This is a genomic window from Amycolatopsis vancoresmycina (assembly GCF_000716785.1).
Classification (GTDB): Bacteria; Actinomycetota; Actinomycetes; order Mycobacteriales; family Pseudonocardiaceae; genus Amycolatopsis; species Amycolatopsis vancoresmycina.
Map to the genome: position 1 here is coordinate 399,965 of NZ_JNYY01000005.1, position 24,707 is coordinate 424,671.

Sequence of the window (24,707 nt, forward strand, 5' to 3'; positions counted from 1 at the left end):
ACGCAGCGGGAGGAACAGGGCATGACGGCCGAGTTCGAGCACCTGGTGGCCGAGTTCGAACGGTTTCAGGCGGGGGTGCGCAGCGCCGACGACCGGTTCGCCGGGCTCGGCGCCATGCAGCAGCAGCTGACCGGGCTGCGGGCGAGCGCGGCGTCGCCGGACGGGGGTGTCACCGTCGTCACCGGGCCCGGCGGGGCCGTCCTGGACGTCCGGTTCACCGAGGCCGCGCTCGCCAAGGGGCCCCAAGCGCTGTCGGCGACGCTGCTGGCCACGCTCCGGGAAGCCGTCGGCGAGGCCGCGCGGCGGCAGGCCGTGATCGTCGAGGAGAACATGGGCGACGACCTCGGCCTCGTCGACCAGGTCCTGGAGACGCAGGCCGTCGCGTTCGGGACCACCGTCGAAGAACTGCGGGCGAAGCTGCCGGACGAGCGGGCGCCCGAGGACTTCTCGGAGCAGCGGGTGCTGCGCCCGGCCGATCCGCCGCCGTCGCCGCCCGCCACGGGCCCGTCGGCGGGCGATCGATTCCTGCGGAACCTGTTCGACGAGGAGGACTGATGGGCGGCGGTTACCGCGTCCAGGTGGACGCGCTGCACAAGTACGTCGGTGACCTGGGCAAATACCGCGAGCAGGGCGCGAAGATCACCGAGCAGGTGAGCCGGTCCGACGTCGGCGGCAAGTCGTGGGGCGTGGTCGGCGTCTTCACCAAGGGCGGCTACGACGACACCCTGCGCGAGCTGCAGTCCCTGCTGGCGTCCATCGCGGACGGGCTGGCCTCAGCGCAGGCGAAGCTGACCGACGCGGCGAACGTCTACCAAGGCGTCGAAGACGACCACAAGACCTTCTTCGGCCAGGTCGAGGTGCTGCTCGACGGCCCGGAAAAGCACTGAGGGGGACCCATGACCGAGGTCGAGGACGTCGCGGGCGGGATCACCGTCAAGTCGGCTGACCCGAAGACCGTGCTCGGCGTCAACACCGGCAACGCGGTGAAGGCGACGCCGTTCGTCGGCGGCGCCGTCACCGTCGGCAAGGACGCGGTCTCGGTGACGAAGGCGGTCTTCGCGCCGCACCCCGACGGCGCCGACATCACGCTCGCGCTGGGCACGATCGCCACCGACACCGCCGGTTTCATCCAGTCGAGCTCCAGCACCATCACCGACATAGCCACCGACCCGCTCGGCTGGCTGGTCGGGCAGGGGCTGAACTTCCTGGTCAACGCCGTCCAGCCGATCCAGGACGCGATCCACTTCGTCAGCGGCGACGGGCCCGCGCTGGGCATCGCCGCGGAGAACTTCGGCGCCATCGCCACCGGGCTCGACCAGCTGGCCAAGAACTTCGCCGAGGTCGCCGACGAGTCGCTGAAGGACTGGGAGGGCGACGCGAGCAACGCGGCGAAGGCCGCGCTGGGCGAGTTCGCGCACGGCATCGAAGGCGTCGCGGGCAAGTCCGGCGACCTGGCCCGGATGCTGCAGCTGAACAGCATGCTGATGAGCTTCGCCGAGGACCTGATCAAGGCCATCCTCACGGAGTTCGTGACCTGGCTGATCCTGCTGTGGGTGCCCGCGCTGGCCGCCGCCGTGCCGACCTGCGGGGCTTCGCTGTCCGCCGCCGCCCCGGTGACCGAGGTCAAGGCGGCCCAGACGACCGCGAAGACCACCCAGAAGGTGAACAAGCTGCGCGAGCTGCTGCAGAAGGTGCTCGACTGGCTCCGGACGCTGCAGCAGAAGTTCGCCTCGACGACGCTGGGCAAGTCGCTGACGAAGATCGCCGAGGAGAACGAGGGCAAGGACCTGCTCCAGAAGGCCGCCGGCGACAAGGGCCTGATCGGCAAGCGCTGGGCGAAAGCCTTCGAGAACCCCGTCCTCGACGCCGCCGGCAAGGTCGACTACCGGAAAACGATGCTGAAGGCGGGCGCCACCGAAGCACTGAAGAAGGGTGGCGAGGCGGCGGTCAAGGGCGTGCTCGGATACCACCCGGCCGACCCCGGCGACAACCCGGCCAAGACGGTCAACGACCACCTCGGCAAGGTCACCAGCCACGTCAAGAACGCCAAGAAGACGAGCGACTACGACGGGACGGGCCGGGACCAGTCCGTCGGGGAAACCCGCGAGGACCTGGACTTCTGACGATGCAGACGCTCTTCACGATCGGCGTGCTCGTGGTGGTGGCCGCGGTCGCCGTCGCGATCTGGTGGCGGTCGCAGCGGCGGGCCACCGCGAACCGCGAGGGTCACTGGTTCAAGGCGTTCGCGGCCGAACGGGGCGGCACCTTCGGCAGCGGCTCCCCCACCTTCGGCGTGGTTCACCCGACCGGGCGGCCGCTGACGAGCGCTCCGAGCGATCCCTGGGTCGAGTTCCGCCTCGGCGACCGGCCGGTGCTCGCGATCGACACGCGCGAGTCGTACCGGCACTTCGACGACCACGTCTACTTCCGCGACCTCCACGTCACCCAGGTGCGCGTGCCGCCGGGCCCGGAGCTGCGGATCGTCCCGGGCCGGCCGGTGTCGATGCCGACGTTGCCACCGGACTCGCCGCTCGACGCCGAGCTGGCGCGGTGGCTCGCGGCGAACCCGCGGTTCGGGCAGCGGGAGGTCGTCGTCGAGAACGGCGCCGCGCGGATCTGGGGGCCGGGCTGCGCCACGCGGCAGAACGTCACCGCCGAGGCGCAGTACCTCGCGGACCTGGCCGACCACTTGCCGGCGACGCTGTGGAACGTCAGCGGCGGCGCGTCGTGAGGTGCGTGAGGACCGCCGAGATCGCGAACACCAGTCCGAGACCGACGACGTAGGGCCCGGCGAGGAGGGCGAACCCGGCGCCGATGTTGGCGTCGGGCTGGTCGGACGTGGCCCGGAAGCCGATCGCCCCCACCGACAGCAGGACGGCCCCCGCGGTGATCAGCACGACGGCGACCACCGTGAGGCGCTTCGTGACGGGCGTCATGCCTCCATGGTGCCCGGGGCGGCGCGGTTCCGCCGGACAGCGGAACCGCGCCGGGGGGTCAGAAGGAGGGCAGGAGCTTGCCCGGTACGCCGTTGACCGACTGGATCAGGCCGAGCACCGGGACGCCGAGCGGCGCGAACGTCCAGATGTTGGTCAGCCCGCTGGTGTCCGGCTCGTCGACCACGACGACACCGGGGGTGTCGGCGAGCGCCGGGGCCGTCGCGGCGAACAGGGCCGCTCCGGCGAGGACCGCGGCGCCGGCCGCGCGGGCGAGGTTCTTCTTCATGGTGCGCACCTTTCAGGAGACGGCGGTGATGAGGTCGAACACGGGCGCGAGCAGGCCGACCGGCTGACCGAGCGGGCCCAGCACCCCGCCGAGGTCGGCGCCGGGGACCAGCCAGACCGGACCCTGGACCGGGTCGGCACCGGCGACGCCGCCGGTCAGTCCGGTCAGCGCCGCGGCCGCGGCCAGCGGCAGCAGCACGCGGGCAGCGAGACGTTTCATGCTTCTTTCCTTTCGCAGCAGGGGTTTCAGCGGAGAACCGCCGTGATCGGCACGATGGTTCCGTCGGGGACCCACTGGCCCGCGTAGTCGCGGTCCAGCACCATTCCGGTGGCGTGGGGTTCGGTGGGGTACATCGGCATGGCGTTGACCTGGGCGGCGGCGTAGACCTGCACGTCGCCCGCCGGGCGGTCCGCGCCGAGCCAGTTCCGGAAGCCGCCGAGGGTCGGGCTTTCGCCGCCGAAGCGGTTGCCGACGGCCACGGCGTACCCGACCGCCGTCGCCTCCCGCGGGTCGAACCGCAGCGGCAGCGAGGCGCTGGCCACGGCGTTGACGATCGGCCCGTTCAGCAGCCACGGCGCCAGGTACAGCCCGTACTGGTGGGTGGGTTCCCGGCGCTGCCGCTCGGCCGCCCGCGTAATCACCGTGTAGCCGGGACCCCAGCCGGAGACGACGACGAGGGCGGTGTCGGGCCCGGCGTCCGGCCGCACCGCCAAGCCGGTGCGGGCCGCGGTTTCGCGGACCAGCTTCGCGGCCGCGACACCGCGCGGTGAGTCGTCCGAGACCAGCGTGACGGCCGAGGGTTTCCGGCCGGCCAGGAACTCGACCAGCTTGACCAGCGCTCCCCCGTCTTCCGGCGCCAGCGCGTCGGACGGGCACGCCGTCAGCACGTCGGCGCGGCCGGCGACCAGGCCGCCGAGTGCCGCCGACGCGCATTCCGGCGCGTCCGCGCCGGCGATCGCCGGGCCGGGTGCGGTGCCCGCATCGACCTCGACCACCGTCGTCGTGCCGCCGCGGCGGATCTCCAGGTCGCTGCGGCCGGGCGGCAGGTCGACGTCGGCCCAGGTGCCCTCGGCGCCGGGCCGGGCGACGGCCTTGGTGGTCGGCCCGCCGCGCACGCCGGCGGCGAGGTCGCCGCCCGCGCTCGCCGGGAAGTGGACGACGTTGTGCCCCGGCCGCTGCGGGCTGACCAGCACCGGGAACCCCGGCTCCTCGGCCAGGAGCGGCACGCCCGGTACGGGCAGCGGCGGGGGCGCCGGAAGCGCGCCGAGCGCGCTCCAGGCGACGAACGCGAGCGCCACCCCGGCCGCGCCGAAGCGGTAGGCGCGGGCCCGCAGCACCACCGCGAGCCCGCCCACCACCAGCGGCAACACCACCACGGCCACCACCACGACCCCGGAGACCGTCGTGCCCAGCCGCCGGTCGAACCCGAGGCCGGACAGCCCGAACCGCGTCGCGCCGGCGACGACGAACAGGCCGCCGAGGGTGATCGCGAGCGGCCCGGGCCGGACCGCCGCCGTCGCCACCGGGCCGAACAGCGCGAAGCCGAACCACACGGCCGCCCCGGCGGCGAACACCGAGTCGAGCGCGAAGCCGACGCCCGTGCCGCCGAGCGAGGTCTCGAGGACGACCAGCGCCAGCAACGCGACCGACGCCCAGCGCCCGCCCCGCGGCCACCGCAGCAGCAGCGGCACCGCGACCGCGAGCACGACGTGCCCGGCGAGCGCGACAGCGTTGAGGTCGACCGCGAACGCCGAAGCGACGGCGAGCAGCGCCGACAGCCCGCCGAGGCCGAACAGCGTGAGCTTCCGCTTCCGCGTCAGCTCGCCCAGCGGCCGCAGCAGCCCGCCGCCCGCGAGGAACGCCGTGACCAGCAGCAGGGCCAGCCGGAGCCCGAGCGCAAGGACGTCCACTGTGGACGCCCCGGTTGGCACGGAGTGGTCGTGTTCCATCAAGACTCCCAGCTCGGGGTCGTGAGTGGTAAGGCGGGTTAGAACCCGCCTTACCACTCACGAGGGGTTACCTGACGTCCGCGTCCGCGGCCACGAACAGCTCGGAGTGCGGCTTGGCGTTGCCGAAAGCTCCGTGCGGCCACGACTTGCGGTTGAAGTTGATGCCGACCTGGCCGGTGAACTCGTCCCGGAAGTTCTGGTCGACCGAGACCTTCCCGTCCGGGCCGAGGTTCAGCAGGTTGACCTTGTGGTCACCGTCCAAACCGGACCGCGCGACGAAGTAGTTCGACACGGCGAGGTGCTGCGGTGCCGTGGTTTCGTGGTAGAAGCCGTCGTCGCCCAGCACGAGGTTGTCGTAGGCGCCCCAGTGCGGGCCCGCGCCCGGCGTGCCGGGGTTGATCGGGGCCGCGCCGACGACGACCGGCAGGTCGCCGCCCCCGCCCTGCTGCGCCTTCGCCTTGGTGTCGACCCGGCCCTGGATGTCCTCGATCCGGTCGCCCGCGTTGACCAGCTTCTGGATGTCGAGCACGTAGACGCCACCGGTGGTGCCCGGGTCGTCGGCCGAGAGGGTGCCCTTCTGCCGCCCGACGATCGCGCGGTAGAGGTACTTGTCGTCCGGGCTGGTCTGGATCCAGCCGCCGTTGGAGCTGGCGCCGTTCGAGTCGTTGTTCGCGTAGATCGCCTTGTTGGCGGCGCCGTCGTCGAACACCTCGATCCAGTGCGGCTCGGCCGCGGTGATGTCCGGCGTGTAGAACACCGCGCCGCCCTGCATGGTCTGGGCGAAGGCGCCCTTGTGGCCCGGCAGGTTGGTCACGGTCGTTTCCATGACCGCGCGGCTCTCGGCGTGCAGCGGGTCGGCGGGGTCGGCACGCGGACCGTCCTGCAGGTAGGACACCGACTTCAGCTTCGGGTGGTTGCGGTCGGCGATGTCCCAGGTCCGCACGGTCGGCCGGCGCAGGTACGGCGACGGCTGCTTCACCGGGTCGAGGATGATGTTGCGCGGCTCGGCGTAGTCGCTGGTGACGAGCGTGTTCAGGTCCTCGCGGGCCTGGATGCCGTGCGGGTTGGCGCAGGTCGGCTTGCCCAGCTGCGGCAGGTTGTCGCACAGCTTCTGGTTGTCGCCCTGCGGGGTGGCCGCCGGGGACTCCGAAAGCACCTGCGCGTTCTGTCCGAAGTGGACGACCTCGCCGGGGCTGCCCGCGAAGCCGTTGCCGACCTGCGTGGAGCCGTCGGCATAGGCGTGCGGGCCGGGCACGACCGGGCCACCCATGTACGTGCCGTACGCGGTGCCGTCCTTCAGCACCCAGTAGGCGTCCGGGACGCTGCCGCCGAGGGTGTTCGTCGGCAGGCTGACACCCTTGAGCTTGAGCTGCGGCAGCGCACTGACGTCGAAGGCGTACGTCGCCGCGGCGAACAGCGCCCCGGCGTAGATGGTGTCGCCCTTGTGCCACACGTACTGCATGTGGTGCGGCTCGTTCTCGACGAGCGGGCCGACGGTGGCGGTGTTGACCACCTTGCCGTAGGTCGGCGACCCCTGAGTGGCGTCGATGACGGCGAGGAAGTCGGGCCCGGGAAGGGCGTTCTTGATCTTGTTGAGACCACCGCCGAGCGTGCCCGGCAGGTTCTTGACGTCCTTGACCAGCGTGTCGGCGATGTTCTCGTCACCGGCCCAGACGAGCAGCCACTTCTTCGGCGTGCCGCTCTCCGCACGCGCGAGGTCCTTCGTCACCAGGTGGTTCTGCACCCAGTACTGCTTGCCGTCGGACGCGGTCTTCGCGTCGGTGACGGTCTGGACGTCGGCGTAGGCGCCGGTGGCCGAACCGGTGTACGTGACCGCGCCGGCCGCGAGGGCGAGCGCGGCGGCGCCGGTCACCACCTTTCGCCACCGGCCCGGGCGCAACGGAGTGGGTCGCATGGTTCTCCCTGTTCTTTCGCACGGACGGAAACCGTTGGGACACAACGGAATGCTGACGTCAGCGAATCCGAACGGGATATTCGCGCCAAGCGGGCGAACAGACCAGCCGTGATCAAAGAATGAGATTCACCCCGAAAGGGTTAATCTCCCACGAAGTGAGCCGAGTTGACGGGCACCGCTGCACCGAACGAGTGAGCGGGCCACGCTGGACCAACCGGCGGTGTCACGGTTGGTCACAACGGCGCAGCCCCGGCGCCTGAACGCCGGGGCTGCGAGTTATGAATTCGTTATGTGGGCTCAGAGTTTGGCGCCGCAGTCCGAGCAGAACATCGCGCCCGGCTTGTTGCTCTCGCTGCCGCAGCCGCCGCAGGTGACCTTCAGCGCCAGCGACGTTCCGCAGGAAGAACAGAACTTGCCGCCGTCCGCCTTCAGGCCGCAGCCCGGGCAGGTGACCTTCGCGCGGGTGTCGATGTCCAGGTTCGACGTCCAGTCCTTCTCGCGGGCCTTCTCCCAGATCTGGTCGCGCTGGGCCGACGCCTGGGCGCGCGAGATCTCCTCCGCCACGCTCGGCGAGCAGCGCAGGCACTGGCCGATCTCCTCGTTCCAGCACTGGTCGTGGCACATCCAGTCGCCGCAGCCGCGGCACTGGCGGAAGCTCGGGGTGATCTCCTCGACCGCCGCCGCGAGCGCGCGGTCCTTGGCCGGGGAGTTCGTCGCGCGGTCGTAGCGCCACTGGTCGGCCGAATTGCTCAGGTCCCGCAGGGTTCCGCCGAAGAACGAGCCGACGGCGCGAAGCACGCTTCGGCCGGTCTCGACGTTGTCGCGCTGGAAGGCGGAGCGGAAGCCGTTGCCGCAGCGTTCGCAGCGGAACTCGAACTGGTACCCCTGCGTGTTCGAGAGGTCCGAGAAGTTGTCCGTGAAGGGCACAGAGTCAGCCACGGCCCATTCTGGCCGGTCGGCCGCGGTCGCCATGACGAGAGATTTGCCGACAACGACCCGGCTACCGGCCGTCACGGGCGACGGAGAAGCCCAGCGGGAGCAGGGCCAGCACGCCGCCGACCACCGCGACCAGCGCGTACCCGCCGCCGGCGAACAGCGCCCCGGAACCCAGCCCGGCCAGCGCGGAGGCCGCCCAGACGACCGCGTCGACGGTGCCCCGCACCCGGCTGCGCGTCTCCGGGGCAAGGTTGCGGCTGAGCTGCGCGCTACCGCCGACGAACACGAGGTTCCAGCCGTAGCCCAGGAGGAACAGCGCGATCGGCAGGCCGGACGTGTGGGCCGTCGGCGCCGCAAGCGCGGTCGCCGTCGCCAGGGCGAGGACGCCGAGGCCGGCGTTGATCGTGACGTGCGGACCCCAGCGGTCGGCGATCCGGCCGGACAGCGGGGCCAGCGCGAACATCCCGAACAGGTGCGCGCTCAGCACCCAGCCGACGACGCCGAGGCCGTGCCCGTGCTCCTGCAGCTGCACCGGCGTCATCGTCATCACCGCCCCCATCGTCAGCTGCGCGGCGACCATCGCGACCAGCGGCCGCGCGACACTGGCCGAGCGCACCGGGCCGCGAGCGGCCGGCTTCCGCGGCACGGGCACGTGCCGCGGGAGGAACACCGCCGCCAGCGCGGCGCCCGCCGTGGCCAGGACCGCCACCGCGGCCGGGCCGGACAGCGACGGCCAGCCGAAGCCGGCCGCGGCGCTCGCCGCCGGGGCCATCAGCGCCGGCCCGGCGAGCGCGCCGACGGTCCCGCCCCAGACGACCATCGACAGCGCACGGCCCCGGCGGTCCTCGGGGTACAGGTCAGCGGCCAGGTACCGCGAGAGCTGCGCGCCGCCGTTGCCCAGGCCGACCAGCAGGATGCCGAGCAGCAGCGGCACGACCGAGGTCGCCAGCGCACCGGCGAACGCCACCAGCGCACCGGCCGCGGCGACACCGTAGCCGCCGGTCAGCACGCGGCGGCTGCCGTGGACCGGCAGCAGCGTCCCGGCGCCGAGCGCGCCCGCCGCGGTGCCGAGCACGTTCGCCACGCTCGGCAGCCCGCTCCAGACCGCACCGCTGCCGGCCGCGACGATCAGCGTGGCCGCCGTGCCCAGGCCGACCGTGGCCGTGTTCAGCAACGCGACGCCGGCGAACAACACCCCCGTGGACCGGGCCCGGCCGGTCGCCGTCGAAATCCCCATGACCAGCAACGTTAGGGATTTCCAGCCGCCGTTCGAAGGGCCGAAGCACGGAATATCGGTCGCCATCCCCGCGCAACGGAAGGAAAATGCGGCCCATGACCTTCCGTTCGGAAAAGCCGCTGGACGACGTCGACTGGCGGCTGCTGGACCTCCTGCAGGCCGACGGGCGGCTTTCGTTCAAGGAACTCGGGCGCCGGATCAACCTGTCGGCCCCCGCGGTGGCCGAGCGGGTCCGGCGGCTGGAGGAGACCGGGGTGATCACCGGCTACCGCGCGCAGGTCGACGCGCGGCGCGCGGGCCAGCCGCTGCAGGCGTTCGTCGAGATGCGCTGCGCGCTGAGCAGCTGCCTGCTGAAGACATCGAAGTCCGAGGACTACCCGGAGGTCGTGGAGATCCACCGGCTGAGCGGCGACCACTGCACGATGCTGAAGATCCGGGCGGCGTCGCTCGAGCACTTCGAGGGGCTGCTGGAACGGCTGGGCAAGCACGGCGAGCTGCGGTCGTCGGTGGTGCTGTCGACGCAGTTCGAGGGACGGCCCGTGCAACCGCCGTCGGACGACTTCCTCCGCGCGACGACGTCCGAAGGGTGGTCCTGACCGAAGAGCCGCCCGGAAAGCGGCTGTTTGCCCGGGGCCGAGCTGATAGACGAGAGGGATGCCGATCTTCACTCGCCGGGTGCGCGCGCTCGCCGTCACCCTCGCCGCTTTGGGCGGCCTCGCCGTGCCCACGCCCGCGCAAGCGACCGCGTCCCGCGCGTTCGTCGCGCTGGCCGATGTCGCGCCGTCGATCCTGCAGGACATCCGCTACGACACGCGGCACAACTTCGTCGGCCGCCGCATCGACGGGTACCGGCAGCCGCTGTGCATCCTGACCTGGCAGGCCGCCGACGGGCTGCGGAAGGCGCAGGCGCAGCTGGTCCGGCTGGGCTACACGCTCAAGGTGTACGACTGCTACCGGCCGCAGCGGGCCGTCGACCACTTCGTGCGGTGGGCGAAGGACCTCGCCGACGAGAAGATGAAGGCGGAGTTCTACCCGGACGTCGAAAAGAACCGGCTCTTCGCCGACGGGTACATCGCCGAGAAGTCCGGGCACAGCCGTGGCAGCACGATGGACCTCACGCTGGTGCGGATCCCGCCGCGGTTCCAGCGGCCGTACGTCCCGGGTGAGCCGCTCGAGGCGTGCTTCGCGCCGCGGGAGCAACGGTTCCCGGACAACACCGTCGACATGGGCACCGGCTACGACTGCTTCGACCCGCTGGCCCACACCGACAACCCGGCGATCACCGGCGCGGCCCGGCAGCACCGCGACCTGCTGCGGTCCACGATGGCCGCGGCGGGCTTCCGGAACCTGCCGGAGGAGTGGTGGCACTACACGCTGAACGACGAACCGTTCCCGGACACCTACTTCGACTTCCCGGTGTCCCGCGGCAGCCTGCGCTGAAAGCGCCCCCGGTCCACTGTGGACCAGGGGCGCTCAGTGCCGATCGTCAGGCCGCGCGGCGGCGCCGGGCGCCGAACACCAGGCCACCGCCGAGTGCGAGGGCGAGCAGTGCGAGCGCGCCGAGGCCGATCGCGTCGACGCCGGTGCTGGCCAGGCCGGAGCCACCGCTCTGGCCGCCACCACCGGTTCCGCCGGCCGCACCGGTCGTCGACGTCGGGGCGCCGGCTGTGCAGTCCGCGGGGTTGACCGGCACCGACGGCAGCGGTGCGTCGCCCTGCTCCACGTCGATCCCGACGCGGGACTCGCCCGAGCCCCAGACGTCGATGGAGGTCGGGTTCTCGTACTTGACCTTCAGGCCCGCCGGCGGCAAGAGGTACAGCCGGTACTCGGGTCCGGGCACCACGTCGTGGAACTCGAAGTGCCCGTTCGCGTCGGTCGTCTGCTCACCGGTGACCGGGCAGTGCTGGTCGGACACCAGGACGACCTTGACCCCGGCGACGCCCTGCTGCCCCTGCTTCACGTCGCCCACGACGGTTCCCTTGGCCCCCGGCACCGCCGCCCGGTCCTCGGCCTGCGCGTGGTTTTCGATGTCGACCTCGGGATAGCCGAAGTCACACGCGGCGAGGACGTAGCCACGGTTGAAGGCGGCCTTCGGCACCGTTTCGGACACGTCGAACGTGCGGGTCTGCCCCGGCTCGATCGTCACGCCGCCCGCGGCGAGCTCGCCCCACCCCGGGCCGCGGCCGCTCAGGACGTGGTCGCTGCCGACGCGGTTGCATTCGGCCACGATGCCGGTGAGCGGGATCGGGCCGGAGTTGGCCAGCGTCACGGTGACGTGCGCGAGGTCTCCGACCGCGTAGGTGTCCTGGGTGAAGGCCATCGTCGCCTTCAGCGCGCCGTTCAACGGCGGCGCCCCGCGGAAGAGCAGGTCGGTGTCCGATCCGATCCGGACGGTCCGCCACGGGAACAGCCAGCCGTCGACCACGTCGCCGCCGACGTAGTACTCCGCGGCCGGGACGTCGAGCGCGAACTTGCCGTCGGCGCCGGTCGTCGCGGAGTAGGTACCCGTCCCGTGGGTGTACCGCAGCGTGACCTTGATGCCGGCCAGCTGCTCGCCGGCGTCGAGAACCCCGTTGCCGTTCTTGTCTCCGTACACCGTGCCGGTCGCGTGCCCGGCCGCTTTGGTCACCGGAACGCTGAACCCGAACTGCGGCCCGGCGCTGTTCCCGCTTCCGTCGAACACGATGCCGCGCACGGCCGCGGTGGTCGCCTCGAGGTCCCGGACCTGCGCCGAAACCGCCACCTCGAACGACTGCCCGGGTTCGAGGGTGACGCCCGGCTTGTTCTGGAGCTGACCCCAGCCGCCGTACAGCACCTGCACGTCGGTCGAGTCGATCACCATCTGGTACATCGTCAGGCCGGCCGCCGTCGTCTCGCCGGTGTTCGTCAGCTTGACGGTGAAGTGGATGTCCTCGTCGGTCCGGTAGGAGTCCTTGTCGAAGACGACCGAGACCGCGACCTGCGCCCGCTCGGCCCGCGGCTGCACCGCGGGCTTGCTCTCCGGCTGGGTGGAACTCGGCTCCGGTGCCGTCGAACTCGCCGGCGCCTCCGATGTGGACGGCGCCGCCGACGTGGCCGGTGCGCCGGACTCCGGCGCCGGCTCCGCGGCCGCCGGGCCGGCGAACCCGCCGGTCAGCACGGCTGCGGTCGCGAGCGTGGCGAACCAGCGCGCTCTTACGATTTTGTTCACGAACAGTCACCCCTGATTACCCGTTGATACGCGCAAAGCCCCCGAACCGCGTGAACCGGGTAACTGTAGCGAAGTACGGACGGGGTGAATAGCCGTTTGCGAAAACGGGAAAGGCCCCCGCCGGAAACCCGGCGGGGGCCTTTCTCGTCACAAACCTCGTCAGCGGAAGTCGCGGCCGAAGTCGTAGTCGTCCAGCGGGACCGCGGCACCGGTGCCCGTACCGAACACGTCCGGGGTGTAGTAGCCGTCGTCGTAGGACGGGATCGCGTACGCCGCGACCCGGGCCTCCTCGGTCGGCTGCACCTGGATGTTGCGGTACTTGTTGATGCCCGTACCGGCCGGGATCAGCTTACCGATGATCACGTTCTCCTTGAGGCCCACGAGCTTGTCCGAGCGGCCGTTGATGGCCGCGTCGGTCAGGACTCGCGTGGTCTCCTGGAACGACGCCGCCGACAGCCACGAGTCCGTGGTCAGCGACGCCTTCGTGATGCCCATCAGCACCGGACGGCCCGAAGCCGGCTCGCCGCCCTCGGCGACCGCGGCCCGGTTCGTCGCCTCGAACTTGGTCCGCTCGGGCAGCTCGCCCGGCAGGAAGTCCGTGGCCCCGGAGTCGATGATCGTCACCCGGCGCAGCATCTGCCGGACGATGACCTCGATGTGCTTGTCGTGGATCGACACACCCTGCGCCCGGTACACCTTCTGGACCTCGTCCACCAGGTGGATCTGCGCCTCACGCGGCCCCATGACCCGCAGCACCTCGTGCGGGTCCGGCGTGCCTTCGAGCAGCTGCTGGCCGACGTGCACGTGGTCGCCGTCGCCGAGCGGGCCGTTCGGGGTGTTCGCGAGCCGCTGACGCTTGGACAGCTTGTCGAAGACGATCTCTTCGCCGCCGTCGTCCGGGATCAGCGTGATCTTCCAGAACCGCTCGCTCTCCTCGATGCGCACGCGGCCATCGACGTCGGCGATCGGCGCCTTGCCCTTCGGCACCCGAGCCTCGAACAGCTCCTGGACACGGGGCAGACCGGTCGTGATGTCGTCACCGGCGACACCACCCTGGTGGAACGTACGCATCGTCAGCTGCGTACCCGGCTCACCGATCGACTGGGCGGCGACGATACCCACCGCCTCGCCGACGTCGACGAGCTGACCGGTCGCCATCGAGCGGCCGTAGCAGGTCGCGCAGATACCGACGGCCGACTCGCAGGTCAGCACCGAGCGGACCTTGACCTTCGAGATCCCGCTGCCGAGCAGCTTCTCGATGGCCGGGTCGCCCAGGTCGTCGCCGGCGTTGAGCACGACGTTGCCCTTGGCGTCCACCGCGTCCGTCGCGAGGTTCCGCGCGTACACGGAGGTCTCGACGTGCTGGTCGCGCAGGACCTTGCCCTCGCCGATGTCCTCGCCGATCGGCATCATGATGCCGCGGGTGGTGCCGCAGTCGATCTCGCGGACGATGACGTCCTGCGAGACGTCCACCAGACGCCGGGTCAGGTAACCCGAGTCGGCGGTCCGCAGCGCCGTGTCCGCCAGACCCTTCCGGGCACCGTGCGTCGCGATGAAGTACTCCGCCACCGACAGGCCCTCACGGAAGTTGGCCTTGATCGGACGCGGGATGTACTCACCCTTCGGGTTCGACACCAGGCCACGCATCCCGGCCAGCGACCGGACCTGCGTCATGTTACCGGCGGCGCCCGACTTCACGATCATGGCGATCGGGTTGTCGTCCGGCAGCGCCGTCTCCATGATCTTGTGGACCTCTTCGGTGGCCTGCGTCCACACCTTGACGAGCTCGTTGTTGCGCTCGGCGTGCGACAGCTGACCGCGCTGGTAGCGCTTCTCCACCTGGGAGGCCTTGCCCTCGTACTCGTCGAGGATGGCCTTCTTGCCCACCGGGGTGAGCACGTCCGAGATGGCGACGGTGACGCCCGAACGGGTCGCCCAGTAGAACCCGGCGTCCTTCAGGCGGTCCAGGGTCTGCGCGACCTGGGTCATCGAGTACCGCTCGGCGAGGTCGTTCACGATCGCGGCCTGCCGCTTCTTCGGCATCGGCTCGTTGATGAACGGGTAGTCCGCCGGCAGCAGCTCGTTGAACAGCACGCGGCCCAGGGTCGTCTCGGCCAGCCACGCCTTGCCCGGCTCCCAGCCCTTCTCCGCGAGCCGCGGCTCGTCGGCCTTGGCCGGCTGCCGGTCGGTGATGCGGATCTTGACCGGGGCGTGCAGGCTCAGCGCCTTGCGGTCGAAGGCCATGATGGCCTCGGCCGGCGACGAGTACGCGTTGCCCGCGCCCTCGGCCGTCTCGGTGAGGCGGGTCAGGTGGAACAGACCCGTCACCATGTCCAGCCGCGGCATGGCGAGCGGACGGCCCGACGCCGGCGACAGGATGTTGTTCGCCGACAGCATCAGGATCCGGGCCTCGGCCTGCGCCTCGGCCGACAGCGGCAGGTGCACCGCCATCTGGTCACCGTCGAAGTCCGCGTTGAACGCCTCGCAGACCAGCGGGTGCAGCTGGATGGCCTTGCCCTCGACCAGTTGCGGCTCGAAGGCCTGGATGCCGAGGCGGTGCAGGGTCGGCGCGCGGTTCAGCATCACCGGGTGGCCGGTGATGACCTCTTCCAGCACGTCCCACACCTGCGGCCGCGAGCGCTCCACCATCCGCTTGGCGGACTTGATGTTCTGCGCGTGGTTCAGGTCGACCAGCCGCTTCATGACGAACGGCTTGAACAGCTCGAGCGCCATGTCCTTCGGCAGGCCGCACTGGTGCAGCTTCAGCTGCGGGCCGACGATGATGACCGAACGGCCCGAGTAGTCGACGCGCTTGCCGAGCAGGTTCTGGCGGAACCGGCCCTGCTTGCCCTTGAGCAGGTCGGACAGCGACTTCAGCGGCCGGTTGCCCGGGCCGGTGACCGGACGCCCGCGGCGGCCGTTGTCGAACAGCGCGTCGACGGCCTCCTGCAGCATCCGCTTCTCGTTGTTGACGATGATCTCGGGCGCGCCGAGGTCGATCAGCCGCTTGAGGCGGTTGTTCCGGTTGATCACCCGGCGGTACAGGTCGTTCAGGTCGGAGGTCGCGAAGCGGCCGCCGTCCAGCTGCACCATCGGGCGCAGGTCCGGCGGGATCACCGGGACGGCGTCGAGCACCATGCCGCGCGGGTCGTTGCCGGTGGCCTGGAAGGCCGCGACGACCTTGAGCCGCTTCAGCGCGCGGAGCTTCTTCTGCCCCTTGCCGTTGCGGATGGTGTCGCGCAGGTTGTCGGCCTCGGCGCTGACGTCGAACTCGGTGGCCAGCTTCTGGATGGCCTCCGCGCCCATGCCGCCGGTGAAGTACTCGCCGTAGCGGTCGACGAGCTCGCGGTAGAGCAGCTCGTCGGCGATCAGCTGGCGGGTGTCGAGCTTCGTGAAGGTCGTCCAGACCTCCTCGAGGCGGTCCAGCTCGCGGCCGGCGCGGTCGCGCAGCTGGCGCATCTCGCGCTCGCCGCCCTCCTTGACCTTGCGGCGGACGTCGGACTTGGCGCCCTCCGCCTCCAGCGCGGCCAGGTCGGCTTCGAGCTTCTGCGCGCGCGCCTCGATGTCCGCGTCACGCTTGGTCTCGAGGTTCTTGCGCTCGACGCCGATCTCGTTCTCGAGGGTCGGCAGGTCGTTGTGCCGCAGCTCCGTGTTCACGCCGGTGATGACGTAAGCCGCGAAGTAGATGATCTTCTCGAGGTCCTTCGGCGCCAGGTCCAGCAGGTAGCCGAGGCGCGAGGGAACACCCTTGAAGTACCAGATGTGGGTGACCGGGGCGGCCAGCTCGATGTGGCCCATCCGCTCGCGGCGCACCTTGGCGCGGGTCACCTCGACGCCGCAGCGCTCACAGATGATGCCCTTGAAGCGGACGCGCTTGTACTTGCCGCAGTAGCACTCCCAGTCCCGGGTCGGGCCGAAGATCTTCTCGCAGAAGAGGCCGTCCTTCTCGGGCTTGAGCGTCCGGTAGTTGATGGTCTCCGGCTTCTTGACCTCGCCGTACGACCACTGACGGATGTCGTCGGCCGTGGCGAGACCAATGCGGAGCTCATCGAAGAAGTTGACGTCCAGCACGTCTAGATCCCCTTGGGGTTGTTTCGGCTAGAGGGGTTGGCGGGCGAGCGAGGGGGCCCTGCGGGAGGCCGGTCCCCCTCGCTCAGCTCGCGATCAGTGCACGACGTCGTCCACCGAGGGCGACTCGTTGCGGGACAGGTTGATGCCGAGGTTGGCCGCGGCGCGCTCGAGGTCCTCGTCGTCGGAGTCGCGCATCTCGATCGCCGCGCCGTCGCTGGAGAGCACCTCGACGTTGAGGCACAGCGACTGGAGCTCCTTGAGGAGCACCTTGAACGACTCCGGGATGCCCGGCTCGGGGATGTTCTCGCCCTTGACGATGGCCTCGTACACCTTGACGCGGCCGACCACGTCGTCCGACTTGATCGTCAGCAGCTCCTGCAGCGTGTAGGCGGCGCCGTACGCCTGCATCGCCCAGCACTCCATCTCACCGAAGCGCTGGCCACCGAACTGCGCCTTACCACCCAGCGGCTGCTGCGTGATCATCGAGTACGGACCGGTGGAGCGGGCGTGGATCTTGTCGTCGACCAGGTGGTGCAGCTTCAGGATGTACATGTAGCCGACCGACACCGGGTACGGGTACGGCTCGCCGGAGCGGCCGTCGAACAGGTTGGCCTTCCCGTTCTCCTTCACCATCCGCTCGCCGTCGCGGTTCGGCTTCGTGCTGCTGAGCAGCCCGGTGAGCTCCTCCTCCTTCGCGCCGTCGAACACCGGGGTGGCGGTGTTCGTGCCCGGCGCGACGTCGCGGAGCTCGGGCGAAAGGTTCTTCGCCCAGTCCGGGTCGCCCTCGATCGTCCAGCCCTGCGAGGCCAGCCAGCCGAGGTGCAGCTCGAGGATCTGGCCGATGTTCATCCGTCGCGGCACACCGTGGGTGTTCAGGATGATGTCGACCGGGGTGCCGTCCTCCATGAACGGCATGTCCTCGACCGGCAGGATCTTGCCGATGACACCCTTGTTGCCGTGCCGGCCGGCGAGCTTGTCGCCCGGCTGGATCTTGCGCTTCTGGGCCACGTAGACGCGGACCAGCTCGTTGACACCGGGCGGCAGCTCGTCGTCGTCCTCGCGGGAGAACACCCGGATGCCGATGACCTTGCCGGTCTCGCCGTGCGGCACCTTCAGCGAGGTGTCGCGGACTTCGCGGGCCTTCTCACCGAAGATCGCGCGGAGCAGGCGCTCTTCCGGCGTCAGCTCGGTCTCGCCCTTCGGCGTGACCTTGCCGACCAGGATGTCGCCGTCGCGGACCTCGGCACCGATCCGGATGATGCCGCGCTCGTCGAGGTCGGCCAGGACCTCTTCGGAGACGTTCGGGATGTCCCGGGTGATCTCCTCGGCGCCCAGCTTCGTGTCGCGGGCGTCGATCTCGTGCTCCTCGATGTGGATCGACGTCAGCACGTCGTCCTGCACCAGGCGCTCGGAGAGGATGATCGCGTCCTCGTAGTTGTGGCCCTCCCACGGCATGACCGCGACCAGCAGGTTCTTGCCGAGCGCGACCTCACCGTTTTCGGTGGACGGGCCGTCGGCGATGACCTGGCCTGCTTCGACCCGGTCGCCCTCGTTGACGATCGGGCGGTGGTTGAAGCAGGTGCCGTGGTTCGAGCGGCGGAACTTGTACAGGCTGTAGGCCTTCCGCGTCCCGTCGTCGTGCATGACCGTGATCAGGTCGGCCGAGAGCTCCTCGACCACGCCCGACTGCTCGGCGACCAGCATGTCGCCCGAGTCGATCGCGGCGCGCAGCTCCACGCCGGTGCCGACGTACGGCGCCTGGCTGCGGAGCAGCGGCACGGCCTGACGCTGCATGTTCGCGCCCATCAGCGCGCGGTTCGCGTCGTCGTGCTCGAGGAACGGGATCATCGCCGTCGCGATCGACACCATCTGCCGCGGCGACACGTCCATGTAGTCGATGTCGAGCGGGTCGATCAGCTCGACCTCGCCGCCCTTGCGCCGCGCCATGACCCGGTCTTCGACGAACGTGCCGTCGTCCTCGATCGGGGCGTTCGCCTGCGCCTTGACGTACCGGTCTTCCTCGTCCGCGGTCAGGTAGTCGATCTGGTCGGTGACCCGGCCCTCGACGACCTTGCGGTACGGCGTCTCGATGAAGCCGAACGGGTTGACCCGCGCGTAGGAGCAGAGCGAGCCGATCAGGCCGATGTTCGGGCCTTCCGGCGTCTCGATCGGGCACATCCGGCCGTAGTGCGACGGGTGGACGTCCCGGACCTCCATGCCGGCGCGCTCACGCGACAGACCACCCGGGCCCAGCGCGTTGAGGCGGCGCTTGTGGGTCAGGCCGTCGATCGGGTTCGTCTGCTGCATGAACTGCGACAGCTGCGAGGTGCCGAAGAACTCCTTGATCGCCGCGCCGATCGGGCGGATGTTGATCAGGGTCTGCGGGGTGATCGCCTCGACGTCCTGCGTGGTCATGCGCTCGCGGACGACGCGCTCGGTGCGCGACAGGCCGACCCGGATCTGGTTCTGGATCAGCTCGCCGACGGTGCGGATGCGGCGGTTGCCGAAGTGGTCGATGTCGTCGGTCTCGACCGGGATCTCGGTCCCGTTCGCCGCGTCCATCTTGTCCTCGCCGGCGTGCAGCCGGACCAGGTACTCGATGATCGTGACGATGTCCTCTTCGGTCAGCGTCCCGTTGTCGATCGGCGTCGACAGGCCCAGCTTCTTGTTGACCTTGTACCGGCCGACCTTGGCCAGGTCGTAGCGCTTCGCCTTGAAGAACAGGTTCTCCAGCAGGGTCTGCGCGCTCTCCTTCGTGGGCGGTTCGCCCGGGCGGAGCTTGCGGTAGATGTCGAGCAGCGCCTCGTCGGTGCCGGCGGTGTGGTCCTTCTCGAGGGTGGCGAGCAGGGTCTCCGAGAAGGAGAAGCGCTCGCGGATCGCCTCGGTGGTCCAGCCGAGCGCCTTCAGCAGCACGGTGACCGGCTGGCGGCGCTTGCGGTCGATGCGGACGCCGACGGTGTCGCGCTTGTCGACGTCGAACTCCAGCCAGGCACCCCGGCTCGGGATGACCCGGACGCTGAAGACGTCCTTGTCGGAGGTCTTGTCGATGTCCTTCGAGTAGTACACGCCCGGGGAGCGGACCAGCTGGGACACCACGACACGCTCGGTGCCGTTGATGACGAAGGTGCCCTTGTCGGTCATCACCGGGAAGTCGCCCAGGAAGACCGTCTGGCTCTTGATCTCGCCCGTGTTGTTGTTGACGAACTCCGCCGTGACGAACAGCGGGGCCGCGTACGTCATGTCCTTGTCCTTGCACTCCTCGATCGAGGCCTTGACCTCGTCGAAGCGCGGGGCGGAGAAGGACAGGGACATCGAGCCGGAGAAGTCTTCGATCGGCGAGATCTCGTTGAGGACCTCTTCGAGGCCGCCGACCGGGTTCTCCTCACCCTCCTCGACACGGCGCTGGAACCACGCTTCGTCCCCGGTGAACCACTGGAACGACTGGATCTGGACGTCGAGCAGGTTGGGGGTGTTCAGGGGTTCGCGAATCTTTGCGAAGGAAACCCGCTTGGGCGCGCCGGGGATTCCCGTGGCCTCCGAGCGAGATTCAGCCGAGTTGGTCGCAGCAGTGGCCTGGTTCGCGGGAGAGACTGCCAAGATGCGTCCTTCCGGGGACAATGAGCGGTGACGGCCGCCATAGCAACAGCTATCAGCGACTGTCAAGGGTGCCGTGTGCCCACTATCCTAACTACCGGCTCCGGGCAGCCTGAAAGAGGGCAGCGCAAAGAGGCAGTCTAGCCCGAACGTCGCGGCTTGTCCAGGGGGCGCTCCCGATGGGGCCCAGCCTGCTTCGCAACGTCTTCAGGTATGCCTCCGGGCGACCCGGTGGTCCCTCCCGCAAGGGCCCCGGTTTCGCCGTCGGGAGTAAGCGTGACCCCACCGGCGCTTCCAGTCAAGATGCCACACGGGGGTCCCGCCGGTTGGCGCAGCGTGGAAGAGGTTCAGCGGAGCGTGAGCGGCCGAATATCATTCCAGCTACTGGTCGGTAACGCCACCTCGAGGGTCTCTAGCAGGGGTTTTGCGGCGGAGCGGGGGTATGGCGCAGGCCACGGTGTGGAACCGGTGCCGCGCGGGGTGGACGGGTTTTCGGGTCGGGGACGGCCGGTGGATCGGTTGGTCCGGCGCCCGCGGCGGAGCACGCCGGAGGTGGACCGCGACGAGCGCGCAGTACACAAGGAGCGGCTTGCCGGAGCCGGACGGCACGACCTCGCACCCCGGCTCCCGGGGTGCGCCGGTGACCACCACTGCCACGGCACCGGGGCAGCGGCGCGCACCGAACGCGTCACCGGCGTCGCGGGCTGCGCTGCCCTGCACGACGCCGGTGCCTCAGTGTTCCCACCGGACACCACATCGAACCGTCACCAGGTGTGACCGCTCGGTCACCGCGTCAGGAAACCATCTTCCACGCGGCCGCCAGCTCGACTCGTGACGTGATGTTCATCTTCTGGAAGACCTTCTTCAGGTGGAACGCCACGGTGTGCCGGGAAATGAACAGCTGCCTGCCGACCTCGTTGTTGGTGTTGCCCTGGCTCACCAGTTCGGCCACCGCGAACTCCGTGCTCGTCAGTCCGTGCGGTACCACTCCTTCGCATTCGACGTTTCGCGCCGTACGCCGCCGTACGCCGTATTCGCGGAGTTTGTTCACCACCCGGGCCGCGTCGCGGGTGGCGCTCACCGCCGCATACGTGTCCAACACCGATTCGAGAATGCGAATCGTCCGGTCCCGTTCCGAAGAGCGGGCGGCCAGCAAGCTCGCCAGGTCTTCGCGCGCGGAGGCCGCACACCACCGGTCGGGGTGGATTTCGGCCGCTTCGCGCAATTTGACGGCGTCCTTTTCCAGCAAACCGGCCGCGTGCCGGGCCGATCCCCGGATGACGTCGAATTCCGGTTGCTCGGCGGCCACCGCGGTGGCCGCGTCCACCGCGATCTTCGCGAGGTCGTCCGCACCCAGTTTGCCGCAGACGCGAACCAGCCAGGACGCCGCCGCCGGCTCCGAGACCAGGAGCTGCCGGAGCACCACGGGGTTCGTGACGATGCCGGCGATGAGGCTCGCCGCGCTCTCCACCCCGCTGCGGGCCTCCACGGCCTGCGCGGCCACCCACGCGCCCGGTGCCTGCCCGAAGTACCCGAGCAGCGCCTCGTCCGCCAGTTTGTCCACGAAGTGACGGCACGCCCGCATGTCCGCCCGGCGCAGTGCGCCCAGCGCCAGCACGACGTAACTGGGTGGCCGCAGGGACCGGTCGCCGCACCCTTCGGCGATCCGCAGACCCGTGCTGATCTCGGCCATCGCCCCGTCGACGCTGCCCATGGCGAACAGCAGGCTGCCCCGGACGTTGTGCGAAACCGCGGTCATGCGCTCCGACGGCGCCCCGCTCCTGGTCGCCTCGACCGCGTCGAGCACCCGGCGGCCCGATTCGAGCTCCCGCGCCTTGATGAGCAGCCCGACATACCAGAACTGGGCCAGGTCGTAGAGCTCGGGCGCGTCCTGGCGGCGGCCCGCGGCCGCCGCTTTGGCGCACTCCAGGCCCCGGTCGAGCCGCCCGTCGAACCACGAAGAGGCGGACCTGCGAAGGAATCCCGCGGTGTCACAGGATCGCTGCATCAAATCGTCGCCGAATCCGGTGAATGGATTTCTCGGCACATGCAAGGTTGATACGTCCAACATCGGCCATCCCCAGAAAATAGACGAAGCAGAATCGATCTTGCGGCGCGCCGTGCTGCCGCGAATTTCATCCCACCGGCTGCGGACGGCATTGGCCGCAGAGAGCCGCCCAGTCGAGCCAGATTAATGCGCACCGCGTCAAATCGCTGTGCACGGCGCACCGGATGATCAACATTCAGGGGCGCGCAAGCAGGACGAAAATGAGCGCGCCACAGCCACCTCCCAGTTGGCTTGTGAACAATTAACCTGTTTGCTTCGCTCACGATAGCTTCGCCACGAGCCTTCCCTGGCACCACTGTGACTACAGTCACAGTCTTCCGGAATGCTCTCTACGTTCGGTTCCCCTTGCGCGACAACAAGATTCTCTTCCGTGGAGGTGTTCGAATCAGCCTACTGGCCTAGGGGCGTATTCGGTTAGTAGTCAACCAACCATCTTCAGGCGCTATGTCGTATTGGCCCGCCTCGCACTCTGAGCCAGCCGGGGGACGCGCTACCGCGAAAGACTCACCGAGCCGGATTGCCCGCGACCAGATGCAGCAGCGCCTGCGCCGCCAGGCGGTACCCGAAGGCCCCCAAACCGACCACCACGCCGCTGGCCAAGGGCGCGATGACCGATTCGTGCCGGAACTGCTCGCGTGCCCACACGTTGCTCAGGTGCACCTCGATCCACGGCGGCTCGTAGCTCGCCAGCGCGTCACGCAGGCTCCAGCCGGCGATCATCAGGGCACCCGGGTTCACGATGGCGCCCACCGTGGCGCCGTGGTGCTCGTGGATCGCGCTGACCAGCTCGCCCTCGCCCTCGCGCTGGATCGACACGACTTCCCACCCGCGGGCGCTCACCTCTTCGGCGACGGCCTTCTCGATGTCGGCGAGCGTGTCGGTGCCGTAGATCTCGGGCTCGCGCCGGCCCAGCACACCCAGATTCGGACCGTTCAGGAGAAGGACGACGCTCACGGGACACCTCGCTCAGCCATGGGCCAGTCGGACCACCCCATGCTGTCGGCGCCGGTCACCCCGGACCACCCTTACCTTGATAGTCGCGCCTCCCCCGCCACGCAGACCTATCAGACCGAGGGATGCCCGGCCCGCGTTCGCCGACCTAGGCTCCGACTTGACCAGGCCGGTCGCGGGATCGCCGCCTGCCCGGCGTCGCCCCCCGTCCGGCCCGCGCGAGACCGGGAATGGAGTTCCGCCGCAGTGACGACCAAGGTGACCGAGACCGGCAACGAATCGATGCGCTCGCCCCTTCCCGAGCAGTACGTCCGGCGCGAGGACCCGTTCACCGTGCCTGCCGCACTGGTGGCCGCGGCGGGGCAGGGCCCGATCGCCAAGGCGCAGCTGGCCGGCGGTGACCCGTTCTGGCTGGTGTCCGGGTTCGATGAGGCCCGCGCGGTGCTGTCGGACCCGCGCTTCTCCTCCGACCGGTTCAGCTACCACCCCCGGTTCAAGGAGCTGCCCGAAGAGGTCCGGGACCGGCTGCGCAACGACAAGGCGCGGGCCGGGTCGTTCATCAACATGGACCCGCCCGAGCACACCCGGTACCGCAAGCTGCTGACCGGGCAGTTCACCGTCCGCCGGATCCGCGAGCTCGGTGCCCGGATCGAGGAGATCGTCGCCGGGCAGCTGGACGCCATGCTGGCCAAGGGCACCACCGCCGACCTGATGGCCGACTTCGCCTTCCCGGTCCCCTCCCTGATGATCTGCGAGCTGCTCGGGGTGCCCTACGCCGACCGCGGGGAGTTCCAGGAGCGGGCCAAAATGCTGCTGCGGATGGACCTGCCGGTCAAGGAGGGGATGGAGAACTTCGAGGCGCTGCGCGCCTTCATCCAGCGGCTGATCGACGAGAAGCGCGCGAACCCCGCCGACGACCTGCTCTCCGGCCTGATCCACCACGCCGGGGCCGATCCCGCGCTCACCGACGACGAGCTCGTCAACATCGCCAACCTGCTGCTGCTGGCCGGCTACGACACCACGGCGAGCATGCTGGGGCTGGGCATCTTCGTGCTGCTGCAGCGCCCGGACCAGCTCGCCGCGCTGCGCGACGACCCGTCCCGCACCGAGGACGCCGTCGAAGAGATGCTGCGCTACCTGTCGGTGATCAACCCGGGGCTCTTCCGGTTCGCGACCGAGGACCTGGAGTTCTTCGGCGAGCAGATCCCGGCCGGCTCGACCGTGGTCGTCTCGGTGCTGGCCACCAACCGGAACGCGCAGCACCGGCCGGACGCGCAGGAGCTGGACGTGACCCGGGCCCGCGGGCCGCACCTGGCCTTCGGCCACGGCGTGCACCAGTGCCTCGGCCAGCAGCTGGCCCGGATGGAGCTGCAGATCGGCTACCCCGAGCTGCTGCGCCGGCTGCCCGGCCTCCGGCTCGCCGTGGCGCCGGAAGAGGTCACCTTGCGCAACGACATGCTGACCTTCGGCGTGCACACCCTGCCGGTCGTCTGGGACGCCCCCTGACCTATTAATAGTGTGTGCCGAAAAGGGCCGGTCCGGGAGTTCCCCGGACCGGCCCTTTCGGCGTGCGG

The 24,707-nt window shown here is 69.9% G+C and carries 19 protein-coding genes; 7 read left to right on the forward strand and 12 right to left on the reverse strand.

Annotation, left to right across the window (positions count from 1 at the left end; all coding sequences use genetic code 11):
• The first annotated feature begins 21 nt into the window (after window positions 1-21).
• The 4 genes from OO60_RS13945 to OO60_RS47760 are packed head-to-tail and all read left to right on the forward strand — an operon-like array spanning window position 22 to window position 2,731.
• Window positions 22-555, forward strand: a complete 534-nt coding sequence (locus tag OO60_RS13945; protein WP_003102119.1) for a YbaB/EbfC family nucleoid-associated protein — start codon at window positions 22-24, stop codon at window positions 553-555.
• Window positions 555-887: a hypothetical protein gene (locus tag OO60_RS13950; protein ID WP_003102120.1), complete on the forward strand. Its 333-nt coding sequence runs from the start codon at window positions 555-557 to the stop codon at window positions 885-887. Before OO60_RS13945 ends, OO60_RS13950 begins: the two co-directional genes overlap by 1 nt.
• Before the next feature lie 9 nt (window positions 888-896).
• Window positions 897-2,123: a hypothetical protein gene (locus OO60_RS13955; protein WP_003102122.1), complete on the forward strand. Its 1,227-nt coding sequence runs from the start codon at window positions 897-899 to the stop codon at window positions 2,121-2,123.
• A 2-nt stretch (window positions 2,124-2,125) separates the two neighbouring features.
• Window positions 2,126-2,731, forward strand: coding sequence for a hypothetical protein (locus tag OO60_RS47760; protein WP_003102123.1), 606 nt, complete (start codon window positions 2,126-2,128; stop codon window positions 2,729-2,731).
• On the opposite strand, the gene OO60_RS13965 is transcribed toward OO60_RS47760, so the two are convergent.
• From OO60_RS13965 to OO60_RS13995, 7 genes are all read right to left on the reverse strand, one after another.
• Entirely contained in the window at window positions 2,712-2,936 is a 225-nt protein-coding gene (locus OO60_RS13965; RefSeq protein ID WP_003102124.1) for a hypothetical protein, read from the reverse strand. The genes OO60_RS47760 and OO60_RS13965 overlap by 20 nt on opposite strands.
• 58 nt (window positions 2,937-2,994) lie before the next feature.
• Complete coding sequence (locus OO60_RS13970; protein WP_003102126.1) at window positions 2,995-3,222, reverse strand: hypothetical protein; 228 nt, start codon at window positions 3,220-3,222, stop codon at window positions 2,995-2,997.
• Window positions 3,223-3,234: 12 nt separating this feature from the next.
• On the reverse strand, window positions 3,235-3,441 hold the full coding sequence (locus tag OO60_RS13975) for a hypothetical protein (RefSeq protein WP_003102128.1): 207 nt from the start codon (window positions 3,439-3,441) through the stop codon (window positions 3,235-3,237).
• Between the two features lie 26 nt (window positions 3,442-3,467).
• Window positions 3,468-5,171, reverse strand: a complete 1,704-nt coding sequence (locus tag OO60_RS13980; RefSeq protein ID WP_033261446.1) for a hypothetical protein — start codon at window positions 5,169-5,171, stop codon at window positions 3,468-3,470.
• A gap of 67 nt (window positions 5,172-5,238) precedes the next feature.
• A complete protein-coding gene (locus OO60_RS13985) occupies window positions 5,239-7,086 on the reverse strand; it encodes a hypothetical protein (RefSeq protein WP_051767684.1) in 1,848 nt (615 codons plus the stop codon).
• A gap of 297 nt (window positions 7,087-7,383) precedes the next feature.
• Window positions 7,384-8,025 carry a zinc ribbon domain-containing protein gene (locus OO60_RS13990; protein WP_240490839.1) on the reverse strand — a complete coding sequence of 214 codons (642 nt, stop codon included), beginning with the start codon at window positions 8,023-8,025 and terminating at the stop codon, window positions 7,384-7,386.
• 61 nt (window positions 8,026-8,086) lie between these two features.
• Window positions 8,087-9,259 carry an MFS transporter gene (locus tag OO60_RS13995; RefSeq protein ID WP_033261447.1) on the reverse strand — a complete coding sequence of 391 codons (1,173 nt, stop codon included), beginning with the start codon at window positions 9,257-9,259 and terminating at the stop codon, window positions 8,087-8,089.
• 95 nt (window positions 9,260-9,354) lie between these two features.
• Here OO60_RS13995 and OO60_RS14000 point away from each other — a divergent pair, with 95 nt between their 5' ends.
• Together OO60_RS14000 and OO60_RS14005 are read left to right on the forward strand one after the other, a co-directional pair.
• The gene (locus tag OO60_RS14000; RefSeq protein ID WP_003071759.1) at window positions 9,355-9,855 is read left to right on the forward strand and encodes an Lrp/AsnC family transcriptional regulator; all 501 of its coding nucleotides are present in this window, start codon (window positions 9,355-9,357) and stop codon (window positions 9,853-9,855) included.
• Window positions 9,856-9,913: 58 nt separating this feature from the next.
• The gene (locus OO60_RS14005) at window positions 9,914-10,699 is read left to right on the forward strand and encodes a M15 family metallopeptidase (protein ID WP_003071761.1); all 786 of its coding nucleotides are present in this window, start codon (window positions 9,914-9,916) and stop codon (window positions 10,697-10,699) included.
• A 46-nt stretch (window positions 10,700-10,745) separates the two neighbouring features.
• Here the strand turns inward: OO60_RS14005 and OO60_RS14010 are convergent, their stop codons facing one another.
• The 5 genes from OO60_RS14010 to OO60_RS14030 all read right to left on the reverse strand — a co-directional run bounded on the left by OO60_RS14010 (window position 10,746) and on the right by OO60_RS14030 (window position 23,136).
• The gene (locus tag OO60_RS14010; RefSeq protein ID WP_240490645.1) at window positions 10,746-12,449 is read right to left on the reverse strand and encodes an SdrD B-like domain-containing protein; all 1,704 of its coding nucleotides are present in this window, start codon (window positions 12,447-12,449) and stop codon (window positions 10,746-10,748) included.
• Window positions 12,450-12,608: 159 nt separating this feature from the next.
• Complete coding sequence (locus OO60_RS14015) at window positions 12,609-16,520, reverse strand: DNA-directed RNA polymerase subunit beta' (RefSeq protein WP_003071767.1); 3,912 nt, start codon at window positions 16,518-16,520, stop codon at window positions 12,609-12,611.
• A 93-nt stretch (window positions 16,521-16,613) separates the two neighbouring features.
• Entirely contained in the window at window positions 16,614-20,117 is a 3,504-nt protein-coding gene (rpoB, locus tag OO60_RS14020) for a DNA-directed RNA polymerase subunit beta (RefSeq protein WP_003071769.1), read from the reverse strand.
• 790 nt (window positions 20,118-20,907) lie between these two features.
• Window positions 20,908-22,122: a helix-turn-helix transcriptional regulator gene (locus tag OO60_RS14025; RefSeq protein ID WP_003071771.1), complete on the reverse strand. Its 1,215-nt coding sequence runs from the start codon at window positions 22,120-22,122 to the stop codon at window positions 20,908-20,910.
• A 564-nt stretch (window positions 22,123-22,686) separates the two neighbouring features.
• Window positions 22,687-23,136, reverse strand: coding sequence for a type II 3-dehydroquinate dehydratase (locus OO60_RS14030; protein WP_003071773.1), 450 nt, complete (start codon window positions 23,134-23,136; stop codon window positions 22,687-22,689).
• Between the two features lie 243 nt (window positions 23,137-23,379).
• On the opposite strand from OO60_RS14030, the gene OO60_RS14035 reads away from it, so the two are divergent.
• Window positions 23,380-24,639 (forward strand): cytochrome P450, encoded by a 1,260-nt coding sequence (locus OO60_RS14035; protein WP_003071775.1) that lies wholly within the window; start codon window positions 23,380-23,382, stop codon window positions 24,637-24,639.
• Window positions 24,640-24,707: the final 68 nt, after the last annotated feature.

What these genes read in the sequence shown, in the direction of transcription:
- OO60_RS13945 (WP_003102119.1), top strand. Translation starts at nt 22, where the DNA reads ATGACGGCCGAGTTCGAGCACCTGGTGGCCGAGTTCGAACGGTTTCAG.
- OO60_RS13950 (WP_003102120.1), top strand. Translation starts at nt 555, where the DNA reads ATGGGCGGCGGTTACCGCGTCCAGGTGGACGCGCTGCACAAGTACGTC.
- OO60_RS13955 (WP_003102122.1), top strand. Translation starts at nt 897, where the DNA reads ATGACCGAGGTCGAGGACGTCGCGGGCGGGATCACCGTCAAGTCGGCT.
- OO60_RS47760 (WP_003102123.1), top strand. Translation starts at nt 2,126, where the DNA reads ATGCAGACGCTCTTCACGATCGGCGTGCTCGTGGTGGTGGCCGCGGTC.
- OO60_RS13965 (WP_003102124.1), bottom strand. Translation starts at nt 2,936, where the DNA reads ATGACGCCCGTCACGAAGCGCCTCACGGTGGTCGCCGTCGTGCTGATC.
- OO60_RS13970 (WP_003102126.1), bottom strand. Translation starts at nt 3,222, where the DNA reads ATGAAGAAGAACCTCGCCCGCGCGGCCGGCGCCGCGGTCCTCGCCGGA.
- OO60_RS13975 (WP_003102128.1), bottom strand. Translation starts at nt 3,441, where the DNA reads ATGAAACGTCTCGCTGCCCGCGTGCTGCTGCCGCTGGCCGCGGCCGCG.
- OO60_RS13980 (WP_033261446.1), bottom strand. Translation starts at nt 5,171, where the DNA reads ATGGAACACGACCACTCCGTGCCAACCGGGGCGTCCACAGTGGACGTC.
- OO60_RS13985 (WP_051767684.1), bottom strand. Translation starts at nt 7,086, where the DNA reads ATGCGACCCACTCCGTTGCGCCCGGGCCGGTGGCGAAAGGTGGTGACC.
- OO60_RS13995 (WP_033261447.1), bottom strand. Translation starts at nt 9,259, where the DNA reads ATGGGGATTTCGACGGCGACCGGCCGGGCCCGGTCCACGGGGGTGTTG.
- OO60_RS14000 (WP_003071759.1), top strand. Translation starts at nt 9,355, where the DNA reads ATGACCTTCCGTTCGGAAAAGCCGCTGGACGACGTCGACTGGCGGCTG.
- OO60_RS14005 (WP_003071761.1), top strand. Translation starts at nt 9,914, where the DNA reads ATGCCGATCTTCACTCGCCGGGTGCGCGCGCTCGCCGTCACCCTCGCC.
- OO60_RS14025 (WP_003071771.1), bottom strand. Translation starts at nt 22,122, where the DNA reads ATGCAGCGATCCTGTGACACCGCGGGATTCCTTCGCAGGTCCGCCTCT.